Here is an 18967-nt window from a genome sequence, read left to right on the forward strand (position 1 = left end):
AATTTTAGTCGTATTTAAATACTACTCCTGATCTATTCATTTGAATAAGATTAGTGTTTACATGGCTTATAGAAAGTTGTAACATATTAAACCTTTATCTATAATGAAACAAATTTTATCAATTATCGCTTTAGTAATTTTATTTATTAGTTGCTCAAGTAATAATAACTCCGAGATTAATCAAATTGAATCGCCATCTATCAGTAACATTTCAACTGAAATTGGAAATGTCGGAGATATATTTACTATTAGTGGTAAAAACTTTAACCCAAAAATAAATTATAAAGTACAGATTAATGGTATAGATGGAATAATAACTGAAATAAGTTCTACTTTTATAAAAGTTAAAATCCCAGACGGAGCAACATCAGGCAATATTGTATTACTTTATGACAAAAATTCAACAGTTATTGGAAATATAAAAATTAATATTACAAAAGTTTATGGATACAAATATTTTGGAGCACCTTCAGGTAACAGTTCTGAAAAAAAACAAATTGTAGAAATTGACAAAGCAAATGGTTCTTCTAAAATTATCGCTACACTTAACATTAATAGTACTTATCTTGAAAATCTCGTTTTTGATAGTTCGACAAATAAAATCATTGGAATTTATGATGTAGACGACAGAAATGTTTCGCAATCACTATTAACGGTAGATCTTGCAAACGGAAATACTTCAATTATAAATCTGAATAATGTAGGCGAAAATTCAAAATATGCAGGTTTATTATTAAACAAATAATATTATTCAAATTCGTAACCCGCTCTTCGTAGTCTCCCAGCTTCGAACTAAAGTAAGTTTAAAACCAAAGCTTCCAGCCTTCAAAAGCTGGGAGCTTTTCTACTCCACAAGCCCTCCTTTTCCTAACTTTGTACAATGAGTTTTTACAAAACGGTAAATTTTGTATATTTGAATCAAATATTTTTAAGATGGATTTACAAACTAGAAAAAACGAATTTATTCAAGAGTTTTTGAAACTTCAAAGCGAAGAACTCATTGCTCAATTGGAGAGTTTATTGAAAAATAAGTCTGTTCCTGAAAAAACTAGCGTAAAACCCATGTCAATCAAGAAATTAAATTCAAGAATTGACGCTTCAGAAGTTGATTTTAAAAATGGGAAATTCAAAACCACCGAGCAACTTTTGGCCAAATACAAATGAAATCTTTTGAAATAATTTGGTCCAATCATGCTGAAAATGAATTGGACTCCATATTCAATTATTATTCAGAATTTGCCAGCGTTCGTGTCGCTAAAAAACTGATTCAAGACATTCTTGCAGAACCAAACAAATTACTTTTAAATCCAGAAATCAGCCAAAGAGAAGAACTGCTTTTGGATAGAGAAAATGAATACAGGTATTTGGTTTGTAAAAATTATAAGATCATTTACTCCGTAGATACAAACGCAAAACAAATCAAAATTGCTGACGTATTTGATTCTAGACAAAACCCTATTAAAATCAAACGAACTAAATAACACCTTCCGCCCCAGATCTTCGAAGTCTCCCGACTTCGAACTAAAATAGTGTACTATATAATCAAAAGCCACAAGGTTCAAAAAACCTTACAGCTTAGTTCAAAACAAGAATTTCAGCATTTAACAAATCGAAAAACAGATTGCGCTAATACAAATGGATTGATTAGATTTGTAATCTAATAATTTCTATTTTTTATGAAATACCATCCAATAGACCGCAATTTATTTATAAAAAACCGCGCTAAATTCACGGCTCAAATGAAGCCAAAAAGTGTAGCGGTTTTCAATTCGAATGATATTTATCCTATCAGTGCTGATAGTACGATGCCTTTTGCTCAGCACCGAGACATCTTTTATTTGAGTGGTGTGGATCAAGAAGAAAGTATCTTGTTGCTTTTCCCAGATGCGCCTTACGAGCATCAAAGAGAAATGCTTTTCTTGAGAGAAACCAACGAACATATTGCTGTTTGGGAAGGTGAAAAGCTAACCAAAGAACGTGCTTTTGAAGTATCTGGAATTAAAACCGTGTATTGGTTAACTGAATTTGAAAAAGTGTTGTTTGAATTGATGACACATTCTGAAACCATCTACATTAACACCAACGAACACTATCGCGCCACAGTTGAAACCGAAACTCGTGAGGCCCGTTTTGTAAAATGGTGGAAAGAGAAATACCCTGCACATGCTGTAGCCAAAAGCAATCCGATATTACAACGCCTTCGTTCGGTAAAAGAAAATGTAGAATTGGAGTTAATCCAAAAAGCCTGCAACATTACCGAAAAAGGATTTAGAAGAGTCTTATCTTTTGTTCAACCTGACGTAACCGAATATGAAATCGAGGCCGAATTTGCTCACGAATTCCTTCGCAATCGTTCCAAAGGTTTTGCTTATACACCTATTATTGCTTCAGGAAATAATGCCAATGTGTTGCATTATATCGAGAACAATCAAGTGTGCAAAGCGGGTGATTTGATATTACTAGACGTTGCTGCTGAATATGCTAATTATTCAAGTGATATGACCAGAACAATTCCAGTTTCGGGTCGATTTACCGAAAGACAAAAAGCAGTCTACAATGCTGTTTTACGTGTCAAAAACGAAGCAACACAAATGCTAACTCCAGGCGCTTTATGGAAACAATACCATATTGAAGTAGGCAAAGTAATGACGTCTGAACTATTAGGCTTAGGTTTAATTGACAAAGCCGATGTGCAAAACGAAAATCCTGATTGGCCTGCTTACAAAAAATATTTTATGCACGGCACTTCCCATCATATGGGATTGGACACACACGATTACGGAATCTTAACAGAGCCAATGCAGGCTAATATGGTTTTTACTGTAGAGCCAGGGATATACATTCCAGCAGAGGGTTTTGGTGTTCGTTTAGAGGATGATGTAGTAATACAAGAGAAGGGTTCACCGTTCAACTTGATGCGCAACATTCCAATTGAAGTAGAGGAAATTGAAAGTTTGATGAACGCTTAACTAGCAATTTTCTTAATCAAGAATCACCCAACTATATTTAAACACAGATTGGAGAACTTATACTAATCTTTAAAATTTCTCCAATCTGTGTTCCAAATCAAATTTCAGAACTCAATTTTGTGCTTCTTTAAAAAGTATGACTAAAACGCTTCATTTCAAAAACACTACCATCAGCTACACCGACCAGGGCAAAGGAACGGCTGTAGTTTTATTGCATGGCTTTTTGGAAAACAAAAAAATGTGGGATGCTTTTATTCCTGAATGGAGCAAAAAATTTCGTGTAATCACGATTGATTTATTGGGTCATGGCGAAACAGAATGCATGGGCTACGTTCATTCTATGGAAAACAACGCCGATGTAGTTCATGAAGTTCTTTCTGAATTACGTCTCAGAAAAATGATCCTCGTAGGGCATTCTATGGGAGGTTATGTCGCTTTGGCTTTCGCCGAATTGTATCCAGATTTGGTAAAAGGTCTAGTGTTATTAAATTCGACTTCCAGAGCCGATAGTGCCGAACGCAAAACCAATCGGGATCGCGCCATTAAAGCCGTAAAACAATCGTTTCAGAATTTCATTTCGTTATCCATCTCTAATTTATTTAGCGAAGACAATCGAGAACGTCTTTCGGAGGCAATTAACAACGTCAAACAAGAAGCTTTAAAAACTCCGCTTCAAGGTATTGTTGCTTCATTAGAAGGGATGAAAATCCGTATTGACCGAGAAGTTTTATTGCATTTAACTCCTTATCCGAAATTATTGGTGTTGGGCAAAAAAGATCCTGTTTTACATTACGAGGAAACGAAAGAACAAATTGAGGAGACGCAAGTTCAATTGTTGAGTTTCCCAGACGGACATATGTCGCACATTGAAAATCAAGAAGCTTTACAGGAAAAATTATTGCAGTTTTTTAAATCGGTGAAATCCTAATTGATTTTCTCTACAAACGGAATCGTTTCATCTAAAATTTCGGTGAGCAACAAAACAATTTGTTCCAAATAATCGTCTAGAATTTCTTGGGTGATGATGGAGGCAGCTTCTTTTCCTGTTTTAAAATTGAAGGGCAGAAAACCTGCTTTTAAGTTTTTAAACGATATAATTCCAGCTTCTATTGGCAAACCTTTCTCTTCATTTTGAAACATAAAAGCATAGGCTAAAACCTGAATAATTTTATCGTTTTTAATCTCCTCAGTCAGACCATCCCAACTGGACAAAGCAACACTTCCCTTTTCTACTTTTCCTGTTTTATAATCGATAATTCGGATGGTTCCGTTACGATTTTCGATTCGGTCTACATTCCCTTTAATCAAAACCGGAAAAGGTAATTTAGGATGTTTTAAAAGTCGTTCATAGGTTTGCTCCAAAGCAATAATTTGGATTTGGTCACCCGATTTAATGGTTTCCAACTCGACTTTCAAGAAGTTAGACACATTGCGTTTTGCAACTTCAAAAGCTAACAAATTGCGTCCTTTCTTAATTTCGCCCTCTTTATATACCAATTTGAATTGTTTCAATACTTCGGCATCAACCTGCTTAAAACAATTTTGTATGTCAAATTCAGAAATCAACCTTCCAATGAAAGGTTCATAAAGCGTTTTTAAAGTTTCGTGAATAATAGTTCCTAAGGTATTCAAAGCAATACTTTCTTCTACTTCTTCCACTTCTCGAATGCGAAGAATTTTTTGAAAATAAAAATCTATCGGGTTCCTGATATAACTCGTCAATGCTGAAGGAGAAAAACCTGCTTGTGCAATTTCTTTTAATCGCAACATCACAGATTCCGACTTTGGGACTTCCATAGGAAGATATGCTGTCTCAGGCAAAACCGCATTGTATATTTCTTGCGTTAAATTATGATTGACTTGTCTTTCTACCTCTAATTGGGTAATAAATCGACTTCTTTCGCCAGCATCCAAGCCTTCACTTTCAGTATTGTATAACAAATAAATATTGGTCGCTCGTTGCAGCAAATGGTAGAAATGATAGGTATAAATAGCATCTTTTTCTTTGAATGTTGGCAAACCTAATTCGTGTTTCACATCATACGGAATAAAGGAATTGGACGATTTCCCCGCAGGAAATTTACCTTCATTCATAGACGTGACAATAACCGTATCAAAATCCAAAACCCTACTCTCTAAAACCCCCATAATTTGTAAGCCGTTTAGAGGTTCTCCTTCAAACGAAACCTCAGCAACATCTATCACTTGTTTATAAATGGCGTATAGCGTTTCAATCTTATCAATATGTTGGTGTTTTGAATAGTACGTAATCAATTTATTAATCACTTTGAAAATAGCAAAAACAAATGCTTTTGTTATCTTTTCCTCTTCATTATCGTTGCTTAAATTGTTTTTCAAAGTCTGTAACAAACTAATAATGGTTTCCAGAACAGGAATAGCACCCGTCTCCCATTTTTTGAATAACAGTAAAAATAATTCACTAGGATTTGGATTCAAATCCAATAATTTTTGGTGCGTAATAAAGGTATAATTGTACTCATTAATGAGTTGCACTAATTCACGCGTTTGTGCATAGGGCTCTACCAAAGGATGCGTCAAAACATCCAAAACCTCTTTGTAATACAACACATATCCCTTGTTGTTTCTCGACAACGAATTGGTGTGCATTTTAAATAATTTGGCTACCAAAATCTGTGCGGGATTATTCTTTGCCGAATACCCCATCGTAATATTTAAAGCGCCAACCGAGGCCGGTAACGAATACAACAACGGAACCAGCAAACTTTCTTCACCTAAAACTACCGCAACTTTATCTAATGATTTTTCAGGATGTTCCAAAATAGTTTGTTCCAAAATACTTCCTGCAATTTTGGCTTGTCCTACTGACTTTGGAGTTCCGATTACCTGAATATTTTTAGTTCCAGAAAAATCGTTTACAATCCATTCAAATGGATGTGATTTATAATGCTTCCAGTTTTCTTTGAATCGGCGTAAAAACAGCCCTGCATCGTGATACGGGTCGTTCAGAAAAGTTTGATCAGCATCCCAATAAATTTTGGCTTGACCTACGGCTAAGAGTTCTTGAACAATTTTTTCTTCGGCAGCATTTAAAGCATTAAATCCCGCAAAAATGAATTGTTTATTTTGAACGGTATTTAAAAAATGAATTAAATTCTTAACCGCCTCTCTGTAAATCAATCCTTGGTAACCAATCCCTTTTGAAAGTAAATGATCGTATAAAGATTGGTAATAGTTGGGTAATAACTTCCAAAAATCAATATAGTTTTCGAGTAACTGTGTTTTGTCTTCAACCTCAATTCCCCATTTTTTAATATCTTCAATATCCTTTAAGTAGGACAAAACATGAGATGGATCTAATAAATAACGATCAATTTCATTAAAATCCTGTAAAAGTGTTTTGGCCCAATTGGCAAACAATTCAAAAGACTGTTGCTGAGCAGTAGGTGTAATTGACAAATACACTTCGTAAAACTCAAATAACTGTTCGATAGTATCCACGGAACGAATTCCGGCAATATTTTGAATAAAATCTTCAATGCTAATTATTTCAGGCGAAAGCACTGTTTGACTTAGCTGATTCTTTATAGCCTCAATTAAAAAAACCTTAGCTCGCTTATTAGGCAAAATAACAACTGTATTGGATAATTTATCCGAATAATTGTCAATTAACACTGCTGCAATTTTATCTAAAAAAGAAGTATTTGTCATTTTATAAAAATAAAAAAACGCCCTGATAAATCAGGACGTTTTCTAAAAATATTTAAAGTATATTATTTTTGCAATACTACTTCAGTTCTTCTGTTTTTAGCTTTTCCAGCAGCTGTTTTGTTTGTAGCAACCGGTTTGCTTTCTCCATAACCAACAGCAGATAAATTTTCAGCTTTCATACCTCTTTCGATTAAAGCATTTCTAACTACGTCTGCTCTCTCTTGAGATAATTTTTGGTTGAATGCATCAGAGCCATCACTATCAGTATGTCCCTCAATACTAAATTTAGCCGTAGGATATTGTTTCAATAAAGTAGAAATTGATTCAATTTTTACTGGAACATCTTCTGATCTGAAAGTAGATTTTCCACTATGGAAATAAATCATTTTAGCTTCTGCACTAACTTTATCTAAGTCAGCTGCGGTTACTTCTGGACATCCTTTATTACTAGCAGGACCTGCAACTTCTGGACATGCATCATCTTTATCAGCTACACCATCATTATCAGTATCCGGCCATGGACATCCTGCATTTTCTTTAGGACCAGCAACAGATGGACATTTGTCATCTTTATCAGCAACTCCATCTTTATCAGCATCTGGACATCCTTTTAAAGAAGCCAAACCAGCAACTTGTGGACAAGCGTCATTTGCATCAGTAACTCCATCTCCGTCAGCATCTGGACATCCGTTCAAAGCAGCTAAACCAGCAACTTCAGGACAAGCATCACTTCCATCAACAATTCCGTCACCGTCAGTATCAGGACAACCGTTGAATTGTTTCAAACCAGGTACATCTGGACAAGCGTCATCTTTATCATAAACACCATCTTTATCAGTGTCAGTTCCTCCAAATTTGAAAATCAAACCAGCAGTATGTTGAGAGAATGACGGAGCATCAGGAGTAGCAGTTCCAGGAACAACTCTTTCTCCAAAAGATTTTCTGTATTTTGTAGTTAATTCAAACCCAATATTTTCAGATAACCAAAATGTAACACCAGCACCTGTATTCACTGTTCCAAAACTAGCATCTCCAAAAAATGAATATCCTCCACCTACTGAAAGAGACGGATCAATTACTTTAGATTTGATTAGTGACTGGAATGAATATCTAACAGTAGCATCAAGTCCATAATACGCTAAATCCCCTGGATTAGTTACTAAATAACCACGTGAATCTGCACCAACAGCTGTTGGATTATAGTTTACGAATTTAGTAATCTTGTTTACTGTTCCAGAAACTCCAAAAGTAAAGTTGTCACCAATATACTTTGAAACCCCAATATAAGATACTGTAGGTAAAATATTCCAGTTGTCTTTAACTGCAAAAGGTTGTGAAAAATGACGATTTAACCACTCGTGGCCTCCATCAGCTCCTGTTTTTGTGTCAATGGCATTCACCCCAAAAGAGATAGCCCATGGATTATTACTGTCTTGCGCATTTGAGTTTAAACCCAAAATCATACAAATAGCAATTACAATTTTGTTGAAATGTTTCATACTTGATTTTTTAAATTACTTTAGTTATTTGTATCAAAAGTACTATAAAATTATTTAACTACAAAATTTCAGTCCATAATGTAGTACTAAATCATTGAAATTAAATACGTTGGGAAAAGTAGCAATTTTTCTACATAAAAAAACTCTAGCCTTTCGACTAGAGTTTTTTGTAAAATTATATTAGTTCAATTATTTAGTTTCTCCAAACTTAAATACTAAACCAAATGAATGTTGTAAAAATGATGGTGCATCAGGCATGTCAGCAATTGCTCTTTCTCCAAAAGATTTTTTGTAAGTTGAAGCTAATTCAAAACCTAAATTCTCGGTCATCCAATAAGTTACACCAATACCTGTATTAAGAGTTCCATAACTAGAATCTCCCAAGAATGAATATCCTGCTCCAAATGAAGCAGTAGGCTCAAATGATTTTGATTTAATCAAACTTTGAAAACTATATCTCAAGAAAGTATCCAGTCCATAATAAGAAAGATCTCCAGGATTAGTAACTACATAATTTCTAGCATCTCTATCTGGTGATGTTGGGTTAAAAGTAACGAATTTACTTATTCTATTTGCAGATCCAGTAACTCCAAAACTGAAGTTATCTCCAATATACTTCGAAACTCCAATATAAGAAACTGTTGGTAACGTGTTCCAATTTTGCTTCACTTGAAATGGATGTGACACGTGGTAATCCAACCAATTGTTTCCTCCAGTTGCACTTGTTCTTGTGTCAATAGCATTTACCCCAAAAGATACAGTCCATGGATTTTTGCTGTCTTGTGCAAACGAATTTAATCCAATTACAAGCATTACAGCCGTTACAATTTTGTTTAAATGTTTCATAGTTATTTTAAATTAATTAATAATAATTTGTGCTTTATTTTAAAATTTTTAACAAAAGTAGAATCAAATTTTAGAATATCAAAACAATTGACAATAATTCTTCTATACAATAAGCTATTCTTTAAAAGTAATTCGGTAAAAAAATGGATTCCTTGATAATAAATTAATTCTCAAATTCAACTGTTATATCTTTTGCAATATACACTAATGCTTTCTGAATTACTTTATAGCCCATATCTTCAATCGCTTTTTGGTAATTTTCCAATTGCATTTTATATTTCGGATTGGAAGCGCCTGTTTTATAATCCAAAAGAAAAACTTTATTGTTAGAATCAATCACCATTCGATCGGGTTTGATGGATTGTCCTTCCTTTTGAATAATGGTTTGCTCATTCAATACTTGATTTCCTTCAGCAAAATGATTTAATAACGACTTGTGTTCAACAATACTTAAGATTGTTTTTAGAACAATATCTCTTTGGCTAAATTGTATCAATCCATTTTCAAGTGCTTTAGTAATGGCTAATTCCACATCATTTTTAGTTTTAACAAAAGATAAAATTTCGTGAATCACATTCCCATATTCTATAGCTTCTTGTTGATGGGTGCCCCACATTAAAGATTCTCGTTTAGCTATTTTGATGTTTTTAGGCTTTAAAACTTCTGCTACAAAAGGAATAGTTTTAGTGCTATCTTCGTGTTTTTCTTCCAAAGATAATTTCGCTGAGCTGCCTAACTCATATACTAATCCGTCATCTTTATATAATCCTTGTGCTATTAAATAATTGATAAAAAAACCACACATATTATTCTTCGGAACTTCGCCTTTGCTCGATAAATTTTTACTCGAAATGATATAAAGTTGCTCTTCAGCTCGGGTCAAAGCAACATACAACACATTAATATTGTCCAGTAATTCTTCTTGCTTTTTTATTGTGTATAATTCCAAAGCATCCTCTCCAAACCCTTCTACTGCAATGCTATTGTCAATCAACACCTTGGGCAAGCCGACTGTTTCTTCTTCTGCATTCAACCAGAGTTTATCTTTAGGTTTTCGACTGTAATCTTCCTCAGCAAAAGGCATAATTACCACTGGAAATTCCAATCCTTTGGATTTGTGAATGGTCATAATTCGGACAGCATTAGTGCCTTCTGGAGAAGGAATGCTGAATTTCTCAGCACATTTATCCCAAAAATCTAGAAAATCAGCAACTCCAGCCTGATTACGAATATCCCTTTCCAATACAATGTCTAGGAAATATTGCACATAACTAGAGGCGCGTAATGCTGGAGCGAGAAACTTACTCACCATAATTTCTACTGCTTCATACAAGGATTTTTTTCGGAGATTTTGAAAAGATAAAGCCAAATTAAATTGCAACAACCAATTTTCAAATTCGGTTTCTTGTGCCAATTCTTTGCCTTTGGTAATAAAATCATGTACTGGTAGTTGTTCTTGAGCATGCAAAGCCAAATAGTGTAAAAAATGTGCTTTAGCTTCAATATCAGAACTGTTTTTTAGGTACTTCAACAAATGAATAATAAAGCGAACTTCGGTCGCATTTTGAATCATCAAAGTTTCAGACGACAATAGAGGAACGCCTTGTTCGGTCAAATAATTAGCCACCGCGATTCCTTGTCCGCGTTTGCGGGTCATGATGACAATATCTTTATATTCAAAACCTTTTTCAACTACCTTATTTATGGTCTCCAAAGTAGCTTGCACATACATTTCGGTTTTGTCTAATGCTTCTTCTTCAGTTTCTGCTGTATCAGGAAGAAACGAAATATTGACATAGCCGCCTGTTTTGGAATTTACTTTTTGGTGGCTGTGATTTTCATACAAATCTTTGTAATCAGGATGCTGAAATTCATTAGCCATTAATTTAAAAAAGCTGTTGTTGAATTCAATAATTTGGGAATACGAACGGTAATTGTATTCTAATTGCGTTAGTTTTTTATCGGGATTGTTGAATGGATTTTCGTCTTTACTCAATTCAATAAATTGTTCGGCTTTTCCACCACGCCAGCGGTAAATGGATTGCTTCGGGTCGCCCACAATCATCAAAGTCCCTTTTACTCCATATTCGTCTTGACCGGAAAGCGCATTATCAATAAGCGGAATCAAATTTTGCCATTGCATCTCGGAAGTGTCCTGAAACTCGTCAATAAAAAAATGACGGTAGCGTTCGCCCAAACGTTCATATATAAAAGGAGCCGGTTGGTTTTGAATTTCTCTATGAATTAACGCATTGAACTCAGTTATGGAAAGAATATTTTGTTCTTGTTGGATTTTAGCCAATTCATTACTTACCGTATTCAACAAGGACAAAGGCGTAATGTTTTTTAAGAACGCTTTATAAAAATAAATCTTTTCAAATAAGGCATAGACCTGAGCCAAAATAGCTAACAAATCAGGAATAATGGCTTCAATAATTGCGCGATCAGTTGCGGTTTTATTGATAGCAATATCGTCCACTTCCTTGAACATTTTATTTTTAGGATTGAATTTCCCAGCTTGAATGCTTGCAATGTGATTTGGAAAAGTGCCTCTTGAAAACGATTTTGCGTCAATCCCTTTTTGTTCAATAAGAGCCGCTGCTTCATTTCCTAAAACAATGGTTTCTTTTTCTAAATCCTCACAAACGGCAGCGAGTTTTTTCTTGATTTCGAGAAATTCGGTGATGGATTTATCTTGAAAATGGTTGATTTCATTTCGATTGTTTTCATTCAGAACTAATTTTCCGGTTTCTAAAATTTCACGGGAAATGTCCCAAGATTTATCATCGTCGGTTTTTTCCATAGTGAAATCGACTAATAAATTAGTCAATACTTCGTCTTCGCCCGCTTGTGCAATAATAGCATCTACGGCTTCAATCAATAAATTTTCGGTATCCAATGACACTTCAAACGTCATGGGTAAATTCAAATCATGTGCAAAGGCACGAATCACTTTATGTGTAAATTTATCGATCGTTGAAATGTCAAAAGCAGCATAATTATGAATGATGTGCTTGATGATTTGTTGTGACTTGGTTTTAATTTGGACAATGGAAAGTCCTGTGTCCGCTGACAAATCTCGCATTAAATCTTGCGCCTTTGAAGATGGATTTTCTTTAGCAAATTCGGACAAACTTCCCACAATACGGCTTTTCATTTCGTGTACCGCTTTGTTGGTAAACGTAATGGCTAAAATGTTTCGATATGCATCATTTTTGGGCGAAGTCAAGATAATTTTTAAATATTCTTTGACCAAGGCGTAGGTTTTTCCAGAACCTGCTGAGGCGTCGTAAATCGAAAAGGAGTGTCTTTGCATCATTTGGGTTTATAATTGTATTCGGGTACTGAAAACGAAACTCCTAGCCCTTCCCGAAGTTTCGGGAGAAGCGGCATCCTTTTTATTGAAGACTGAGGCACCCGAAGTCCCCAATAAAAAGATATAGCGTAAAGCAGGAATAGCTTCTCGGAATTTTGGTTCGATTTAAAATTTGCTCGAATAAAGTTTAAAAGTAGTATTTTTGCATCATGGAAACAAATAGACAGAAAAAAATAGGTGGCGTTATCCAAAAAGATTTGGTGGATATCCTGCAAGGTGAAGTGAGAAAAAATGGAATAACCAATTTGATTATTTCCGTATCCAAAGTCGCAGTGACTTCAGATTTGTCTGTTGCCACAGTATATTTAAGTATTTTCCCGCAGGAAAAAGCCAAAGAAACTTTAGTGGCAATCAAATCCAATTCTACATTAATTAAGCACGATTTGTCGCAACGCGTGCGTTTGCAATTGCGTAAAGTGCCCAACTTAGTTTTCTTTATTGACGATTCTTTGGATTATATCGAAAAAATTGACAAGGCTTTAGCCAACCGAGATAACCCAATTGAAAATAGAGATCTTTTAGAAAAACGCAGACAATCTTAAATTGAACTTCCCTCTTTATATAGCCAAACGATACAGCATCAGTACTAGCAAAAACAATGCTATTAACATCATTAATCGTATTGCTAGTATGGGAATTATCATTGGCGCAATGGCTCTTTTTGTGGTGCTATCCGTATTTAGCGGACTAAAAGAATTTAGTCTTTCGTTTACCAATGCGATGGACCCCGATTTAAAACTCAATTCGACTTTAGGGAAATCCATTTTGATTACACCCGAACAAGAGCGTCAAATCAAACAAATTGACGGACTTGTTTCCTATTCCAAAATTATTGAAGAACGGGTGCTTTTCACCTTTGACGGCAAACAAGAAGTGACCTACTTAAAAGGAATTGACAGTTTGTTTACCAAAGTTAACCCCATTGAAAAAAATCTTTTTAACGGACAATGGCTCGCTCAAAACACGAATCAAGTAGTGGTGGGTTACGGTATTGCCCAGAAATTCTCTATGGGATTATTGGACTTCAACAGACCATTACAAGTTTTTGTGCCCAAACCCGGGAAAGGTGCTATCGAAAATCCGGAACAAGCTTTTAATCAATCGGATTTATTACCGATTGGGATTTATACCATCAACGAAGATTTGGATTCCAAATATGTTTTTGCTGATTTGGGTCTTGCCCAAGAATTGTTGGAATACCAGTCCAATCAAGTGTCGGGATTGGAAATCAAAATTCAGAAAGGTGCCAACGAAAAAGTAATTATCGAGCAATTACAATCTATTTTCAAAAATACGATCACGGTAAAAAACAGAGCGCAACTGAACGAATCGCTTTATAAAATGCTGAATACCGAAAATATTGCCGTCTACTCAATTTTTACTTTGGTGATTGTAGTGGCTCTTTTCAACTTAATTGGCGCGCTCATTATGATGATTTTGGACAAAAAAGGAAACTTGAAAACCTTATTCAACTTAGGTGTCGAAATCAAAGATTTACGCAAAATATTCTTGCTGCAAGGTACTTTATTGAGTGTTTTTGGCGGAGGAATAGGATTAATTTTAGGAATTGGAATTGTGGTATTGCAACAACAATTTCAGTTGATTATGATTACGCCTACTTTAGCCTATCCAGTAGTGTTTACTGTAGAAAATGTTTTGATTGTATTAGGAACTATTATTTCACTTGGATTTATCGCCTCTTTAATTGCGAGTAGCCGTGTAAGTAGGAAGTTGTTGGAATAAATCTTTACACAAACTCATACCCCGCATACACCTCCTCAATTTCTTTCATCACGCTAAACAAATCGTCAGCCTCATCAGTGGTAACTAATTTTTGTTTGTAGTCTTTGAATGAATGAATGCCTTTGAAATAATTCGTATAATGGCGGCGCATTTCTACAATTCCCAATCGTTCACCTTTCCATTCCATCGACCAAATTAAATGGTTTCGAGCCGCTTCTACTCGGTCAATAACAGTAGGTGCTGGTAAGTGTTCGCCCGTCTTAAAGTAATGTTTGATTTCGTTAAAAATCCAAGGATAACCAATCGCAGCACGACCAATCATAATGCCGTCAATACCGTATTCGTTTTTATATTGTAAAGCTTTTTCTGGCGAATCAATATCTCCGTTTCCAAAAATGGGCATCGTGATTCTAGGATTGTTTTTCACGCGTGCTATGTGCGACCAATCGGAATGTCCTTTATACATTTGAGCTCTTGTTCGCGCATGAATCGATAAGGCTTGTACGCCAATATCTTGCAAACGCTCTGCCACCTCATCAATATTGATTGAACTTTCGTCCCAACCCAAACGGGTTTTTACCGTTACTGGTAAATTGGTACTATCAATTACGGCTTTGGTTAACCGAATCATTAAATCGACATCTTTCAAGACGCCTGCTCCAGCGCCTTTGCAGACCACTTTTTTTACAGGGCAACCAAAATTAATATCAATCAAATCGGGGTGAACAGTCGAAACAATCTTAGACGACATTGCCATCGCTTCTTCATCGCCACCAAAAATTTGGATCCCAACTGGACGCTCGTAATCAAAAATATCGAGTTTTTGACGGCTCTTGATCGCATCGCGAATTAACCCTTCTGAAGAAATAAATTCCGAATACATCATATCGGCTCCGTGTGATTTAGAGAGTCTGCGAAACGGCGGATCGCTCACGTCTTCCATAGGAGCAAGTAGTAAAGGAAAATCAGGTAATTCTATGTTGCCAATCTTGATCAAGGTGCTATTTTTTGGCAAAGATAGTTAAGATAATTTAGTTATGAAATTTAAACCCTAGCCTAACCTTCATTTGAGATTAATAATTAATTTTACGAAAAAATCTATATGCTCTTCCAATTTGGGTTTTACAGTTCGGTTTTACTTATTTCATTCACACATGGAATAATTTATAGTGCTTTATTACTTTCTAAGGCAATTAAAAACGAAAATAAATCTGATTATTGGCTAAGTTTATTTATTTTTCTATGCAGCCTATACATTGCACCTTGGATGCTTGGTTTTGCTGGGTGGTATGATAATCAACCATATAGAGATTTGTTATTTTATATACCATTTCAACATTTATTTTTTATTGGTCCGATTATCTTTTTTTATACACAAAGTTTATTAAATCCTTATTTTAGGTTTTCTAAAAAAGAAACGGCTCATTTATTTCCTGGTACTCTTTACCTAATATACACATTTGCCATCTGGGTTTATGATAAATATATTTTTGAGGGTTATTTTTTCTATGAAGATGGAATAGACAAAGATTTTGAATACTGGTATCAAAAGCTCGGCTTGATTTCTATGGTTACCTATTTTATTTTGAGTATTCGATACTATAATGTATACAAAAAACTGATGTTTCAGGTTGTAAGTTATGCAGATTCTATTTTATTCAAATGGGTAAAAACCTATTTAATTGCTTTTTTAATAATGTTGCTTTTACCAATTACTTTTGATATTATGGGGTTTTTATTTCCTGAAATGAAATCATATCAAGGAAGTTGGTGGTTTTTTCTATTCTTTTCAATTGTAATGTATTACATTGCTGTTACTGGATATTCCAATCCAGTAAATTCAACAATTCCGTTTAAAATGTCTTTTTTTGATAAAAATCCGATTCTGTTATTGGATTCAAACGATGAGAATGAAACAGAAACAGTAATTGATATTGAACACGAAATATTTGAAGAATCAAATTCGCCCGAAATTTCTATTTGGAAATCTAAAATTGAAACCTTAATTCAAGAAGAAAAATTATATCAAAACCCTGAATTAACGCTTAACGATTTGGCAAAAAAACTAGAAACAAATGCTTCTGTAATTTCCAAAACCATCAATCAAGGTTTTCAAATGAATTTTAACGACTGTATCAATAATTATAGAATTGAAGCTGTGAAAAATAGTTTTGCTGAAGGCAAACACAAAAAATCTACCTTATTAGGAATAGCATACGATTGCGGATTTAACTCTAAAGCAACTTTCAACCGTGCTTTCAAAAAAAATACTGGAACAACTCCAAAAGAATTTATAGAAATGTTGTATCCTATACATTAACAATGCTTTGCAAATTTATTTAATTAGTCTCAAATCATAATTTGAAGCGATTGATGATGACTAATGGTGCAACTTTGCCCTATTATTAATCATTAAAATTTAAATCATGAAAACAGTTATTACATTATTTGTTATTCTATTACTCACTTCTTCTTGCGGTATTTTTAATTCTCTAAATTCCAACACAACTATTAAACCTAACGATAGTTTTGTTCTAGGGAATAATGAACACGGGGCATTTAAAGTTACATTGAAGAATATTTCAAATCATGAATTAAGAATTTTTATGGCGCCCATTTCAGGAGGCACTCACTCTCCTATTGTTGTTGTGCCAAATGAGACTGTAAAAGTAAAAGCAGATAAAAATACAGCTTTAGTTATTGAAAACAAATCCTCTGAGCAAGCTAATGTTATGCTAAAAGTAACTGGCGATATTGGGTTATCTATGGGTTATAAAAATTAAACAAGTTTCAATCATCAATCAAAATCAAAAATCAAAAATCAACTTCAAAAATCAATTTCAAAAATAAAAATATGAAACTACTAACTAAAATCACCAAACCCATTTTGTTACCGCATTGGTCACAAGATTTATTTCTAACTATTCCACGAATCGTTTGTGGCTATTTACTAGCTTTTGATTTTGGCGCATCTAAATTTGGGATGCCTTGGTCGCCTGTAGATAATAATCTAGGATTATTTGAAGTCGCTTTTTGGTTTCCAAATGATGTGGCTAGTTATGGCGGAATTTTTGCCGTCGCTCCTGCATTTTTTGCTTGGATGGGCGCTTTTGCAGAAGCTGTTGGCGGACTATTTTTACTGTTTGGACTTCAAACAAGAATAACATCATTTCTAATTATTTGCACCATGTTAGTCGCCATTTTTATGCAACAAATTCAAAATGGTTTATGGAATTGTCTCGCTGCCATGGGATTTCTTTGGGTTGCTATGTTTTATTTAATCATAGGTTCAGGACGATTTGGAATGGACTATTTACTAACTAAAAATAAAAAATAAGATGAAAAAGATATTAGTAATAATTGCAATAGTATTTTCATTATTGGTGACAAGTTGTGTTCAGAAAACCTATAAAAAAACTGTCGTTTTCACATTAGATGTATCTGAAATTAAAAACGTAAAAAAAGTCGGAATTCGGGGAAACGAGAAACCTCTGTCTTGGGATTATGATACCGAAATGAAAGAAATTAAAAAAGATAGTTTATATCAAATAACAATAACTAGTGAAACTGGTTATAAATTTACTGAAGTAAAATTTGTAGTAAACGATACTTTCGAATTGCAAAATGAAGACAATCGTAGAGTGCTTTTTTCTGAAAAAGACACTACTTTTTTTAAAGCAAAATTCAATAAAAGATAAAAAATCAATACATTAGAGAACTATTTAAAACTAAATTATGAAAAAAATTATAACAATAATTCTGGTTATAATTTGTCAAATCGGATTTGCTCAAACAGAAAAATATGCAGAAGTCGTAAATTATTATCATTCACAAAAAAACTTTAACGGTACCGTTTTAGTAGCTACAAATGGCAAAATCGACTTCTTAACTGGAACAGGAATTGCTAATAGACAACATAATAATACAATTAAAGCAGATTCTAAATTCAAAATTTTATCGATAACAAAAACGTTTACTGCCGTTTTAATTTTGCAACTTTATCAAGAAGGAAAACTTGATTTAAAAGCAACTTTTGGAACGTATTTTCCAAAGTATAAAGGCGAAGCAAAAGACAAAGTTACAATTGAAAATTTACTTACTTACAGTTCTGCAATTCCGAATCTTGCCGAAAAACTTGAATTAAAAACTTACCAATTGCCATTGTCTATTGATGATTATATTGATACTTATTGTAGTAATAAATTGGATACAATTCCAGGAAAAAAGAGCGCGTATAATAATGGCGACTATATGATTTTGCACAAAATTATAGAAAATATTACTGGGAAATCATTTGAAAAAAATCTGGAAGAAAAAATCCTAAAACCGCTTCAAATGCAAAATACCAATATGTTAAAATCAACAGATATTATACCGGGTTTAGTGGATTCTTACACTATGGATGAAAAAACAAATGAATTTAAAAATGACGAACCTTATTATATAGAAAACTTTTTTGGCTCAGGTTCTATGTATTCGATTGTGGAAGATTTATTAAAATTTGATACCGGAATTTTCAACTATAAATTACTATCAAAAAAAACTACCGAACTGATGATTGCGCCAAACAGAGCTCTTGAAAATGTTGCCTTTGGATTTTGGTTTGCCGATGGTTATGGTATTTTCAATACTAAATTTGTGTATCGCCCTGGCGGAATTCTTGGTTCTAATACCAACTGGATTCATACGCTTGATGACAAGAAGAGCATCATCGTTTTTAGTAATACCAGTGCGACAAATCTTTACGAAATGTCTGAACAATTGTATCTAATAAGTAAAGGCAAAAAAAGTACAATTACCGATTTGAAAAAATAAACAAGTTTGTTTGAACTTTAATGCATATT

The 18967-nt window shown here is 34.0% G+C and carries 17 protein-coding genes; 12 read left to right on the top strand and 5 right to left on the bottom strand.

Annotated elements, in window-relative coordinates; genetic code table 11:
- Positions 1-103: 103 nt before the first annotated feature.
- The 5 genes from LPC23_RS01865 to LPC23_RS01885 all read left to right on the top strand — a co-directional run bounded on the left by LPC23_RS01865 (position 104) and on the right by LPC23_RS01885 (position 3897).
- Positions 104-745 (top strand): IPT/TIG domain-containing protein, encoded by a 642-nt coding sequence (locus LPC23_RS01865; protein ID WP_229330615.1) that lies wholly within the window; start codon positions 104-106, stop codon positions 743-745.
- A gap of 188 nt (positions 746-933) precedes the next feature.
- The gene (locus LPC23_RS01870; RefSeq protein WP_229330617.1) at positions 934-1164 is read left to right on the top strand and encodes a hypothetical protein; all 231 of its coding nucleotides are present in this window, start codon (positions 934-936) and stop codon (positions 1162-1164) included.
- Positions 1161-1481, top strand: coding sequence for a type II toxin-antitoxin system RelE/ParE family toxin (locus LPC23_RS01875; protein WP_229330619.1), 321 nt, complete (start codon positions 1161-1163; stop codon positions 1479-1481). Before LPC23_RS01870 ends, LPC23_RS01875 begins: the two co-directional genes overlap by 4 nt.
- A 195-nt stretch (positions 1482-1676) precedes the next feature.
- On the top strand, positions 1677-2969 hold the full coding sequence (locus tag LPC23_RS01880) for an aminopeptidase P family protein (RefSeq protein WP_229330621.1): 1293 nt from the start codon (positions 1677-1679) through the stop codon (positions 2967-2969).
- 136 nt (positions 2970-3105) lie between these two features.
- Entirely contained in the window at positions 3106-3897 is a 792-nt protein-coding gene (locus LPC23_RS01885) for an alpha/beta fold hydrolase (RefSeq protein ID WP_229330623.1), read from the top strand.
- Here the strand turns inward: LPC23_RS01885 and LPC23_RS01890 are convergent.
- The 4 genes from LPC23_RS01890 to LPC23_RS01905 form a co-directional block, all read right to left on the bottom strand.
- A complete protein-coding gene (locus tag LPC23_RS01890; RefSeq protein WP_229330625.1) occupies positions 3894-6659 on the bottom strand; it encodes a PD-(D/E)XK nuclease family protein in 2766 nt (921 codons plus the stop codon). The genes LPC23_RS01885 and LPC23_RS01890 overlap by 4 nt on opposite strands.
- 62 nt (positions 6660-6721) lie before the next feature.
- The gene (locus tag LPC23_RS01895; protein ID WP_229330638.1) at positions 6722-8158 is read right to left on the bottom strand and encodes an OmpA family protein; all 1437 of its coding nucleotides are present in this window, start codon (positions 8156-8158) and stop codon (positions 6722-6724) included.
- 189 nt (positions 8159-8347) lie between these two features.
- Positions 8348-9004, bottom strand: a complete 657-nt coding sequence (locus LPC23_RS01900; protein ID WP_229330640.1) for a hypothetical protein — start codon at positions 9002-9004, stop codon at positions 8348-8350.
- Positions 9005-9167: 163 nt separating this feature from the next.
- Positions 9168-12320 carry a UvrD-helicase domain-containing protein gene (locus LPC23_RS01905; protein ID WP_229331558.1) on the bottom strand — a complete coding sequence of 1051 codons (3153 nt, stop codon included), beginning with the start codon at positions 12318-12320 and terminating at the stop codon, positions 9168-9170.
- Between the two features lie 209 nt (positions 12321-12529).
- Between LPC23_RS01905 and rbfA the strand changes: the two genes are divergently transcribed.
- Both rbfA and LPC23_RS01915 read left to right on the top strand, forming a co-directional pair.
- Complete coding sequence (gene rbfA / locus LPC23_RS01910; protein ID WP_229330642.1) at positions 12530-12922, top strand: 30S ribosome-binding factor RbfA; 393 nt, start codon at positions 12530-12532, stop codon at positions 12920-12922.
- 1 nt (position 12923) lies between these two features.
- Positions 12924-14123 carry an FtsX-like permease family protein gene (locus LPC23_RS01915; RefSeq protein ID WP_229330644.1) on the top strand — a complete coding sequence of 400 codons (1200 nt, stop codon included), beginning with the start codon at positions 12924-12926 and terminating at the stop codon, positions 14121-14123.
- A gap of 4 nt (positions 14124-14127) precedes the next feature.
- Here the strand turns inward: LPC23_RS01915 and dusB are convergent, their stop codons facing one another.
- Positions 14128-15120, bottom strand: a complete 993-nt coding sequence (gene dusB / locus LPC23_RS01920; RefSeq protein ID WP_229331560.1) for a tRNA dihydrouridine synthase DusB — start codon at positions 15118-15120, stop codon at positions 14128-14130.
- Between the two features lie 105 nt (positions 15121-15225).
- Between dusB and LPC23_RS01925 the strand changes: the two genes are divergently transcribed.
- From LPC23_RS01925 to LPC23_RS01945, 5 genes are all read left to right on the top strand, one after another.
- Positions 15226-16443, top strand: coding sequence for a helix-turn-helix domain-containing protein (locus LPC23_RS01925; RefSeq protein ID WP_229330646.1), 1218 nt, complete (start codon positions 15226-15228; stop codon positions 16441-16443).
- 106 nt (positions 16444-16549) lie between these two features.
- Positions 16550-16906, top strand: coding sequence for a hypothetical protein (locus tag LPC23_RS01930; RefSeq protein ID WP_229326004.1), 357 nt, complete (start codon positions 16550-16552; stop codon positions 16904-16906).
- A 71-nt stretch (positions 16907-16977) separates the two neighbouring features.
- Positions 16978-17460, top strand: coding sequence for a DoxX family protein (locus tag LPC23_RS01935; RefSeq protein ID WP_229330648.1), 483 nt, complete (start codon positions 16978-16980; stop codon positions 17458-17460).
- A gap of 1 nt (position 17461) precedes the next feature.
- Complete coding sequence (locus LPC23_RS01940; protein WP_229330650.1) at positions 17462-17821, top strand: hypothetical protein; 360 nt, start codon at positions 17462-17464, stop codon at positions 17819-17821.
- 37 nt (positions 17822-17858) lie between these two features.
- On the top strand, positions 17859-18938 hold the full coding sequence (locus LPC23_RS01945) for a serine hydrolase domain-containing protein (protein WP_229330652.1): 1080 nt from the start codon (positions 17859-17861) through the stop codon (positions 18936-18938).
- The last annotated feature ends 29 nt before the right edge of the window (positions 18939-18967 follow it).

Origin of the sequence: Flavobacterium ammonificans (genome assembly GCF_020885975.1) — a bacterium.
Lineage (GTDB): Bacteria > Bacteroidota > Bacteroidia > Flavobacteriales > Flavobacteriaceae > Flavobacterium > Flavobacterium ammonificans.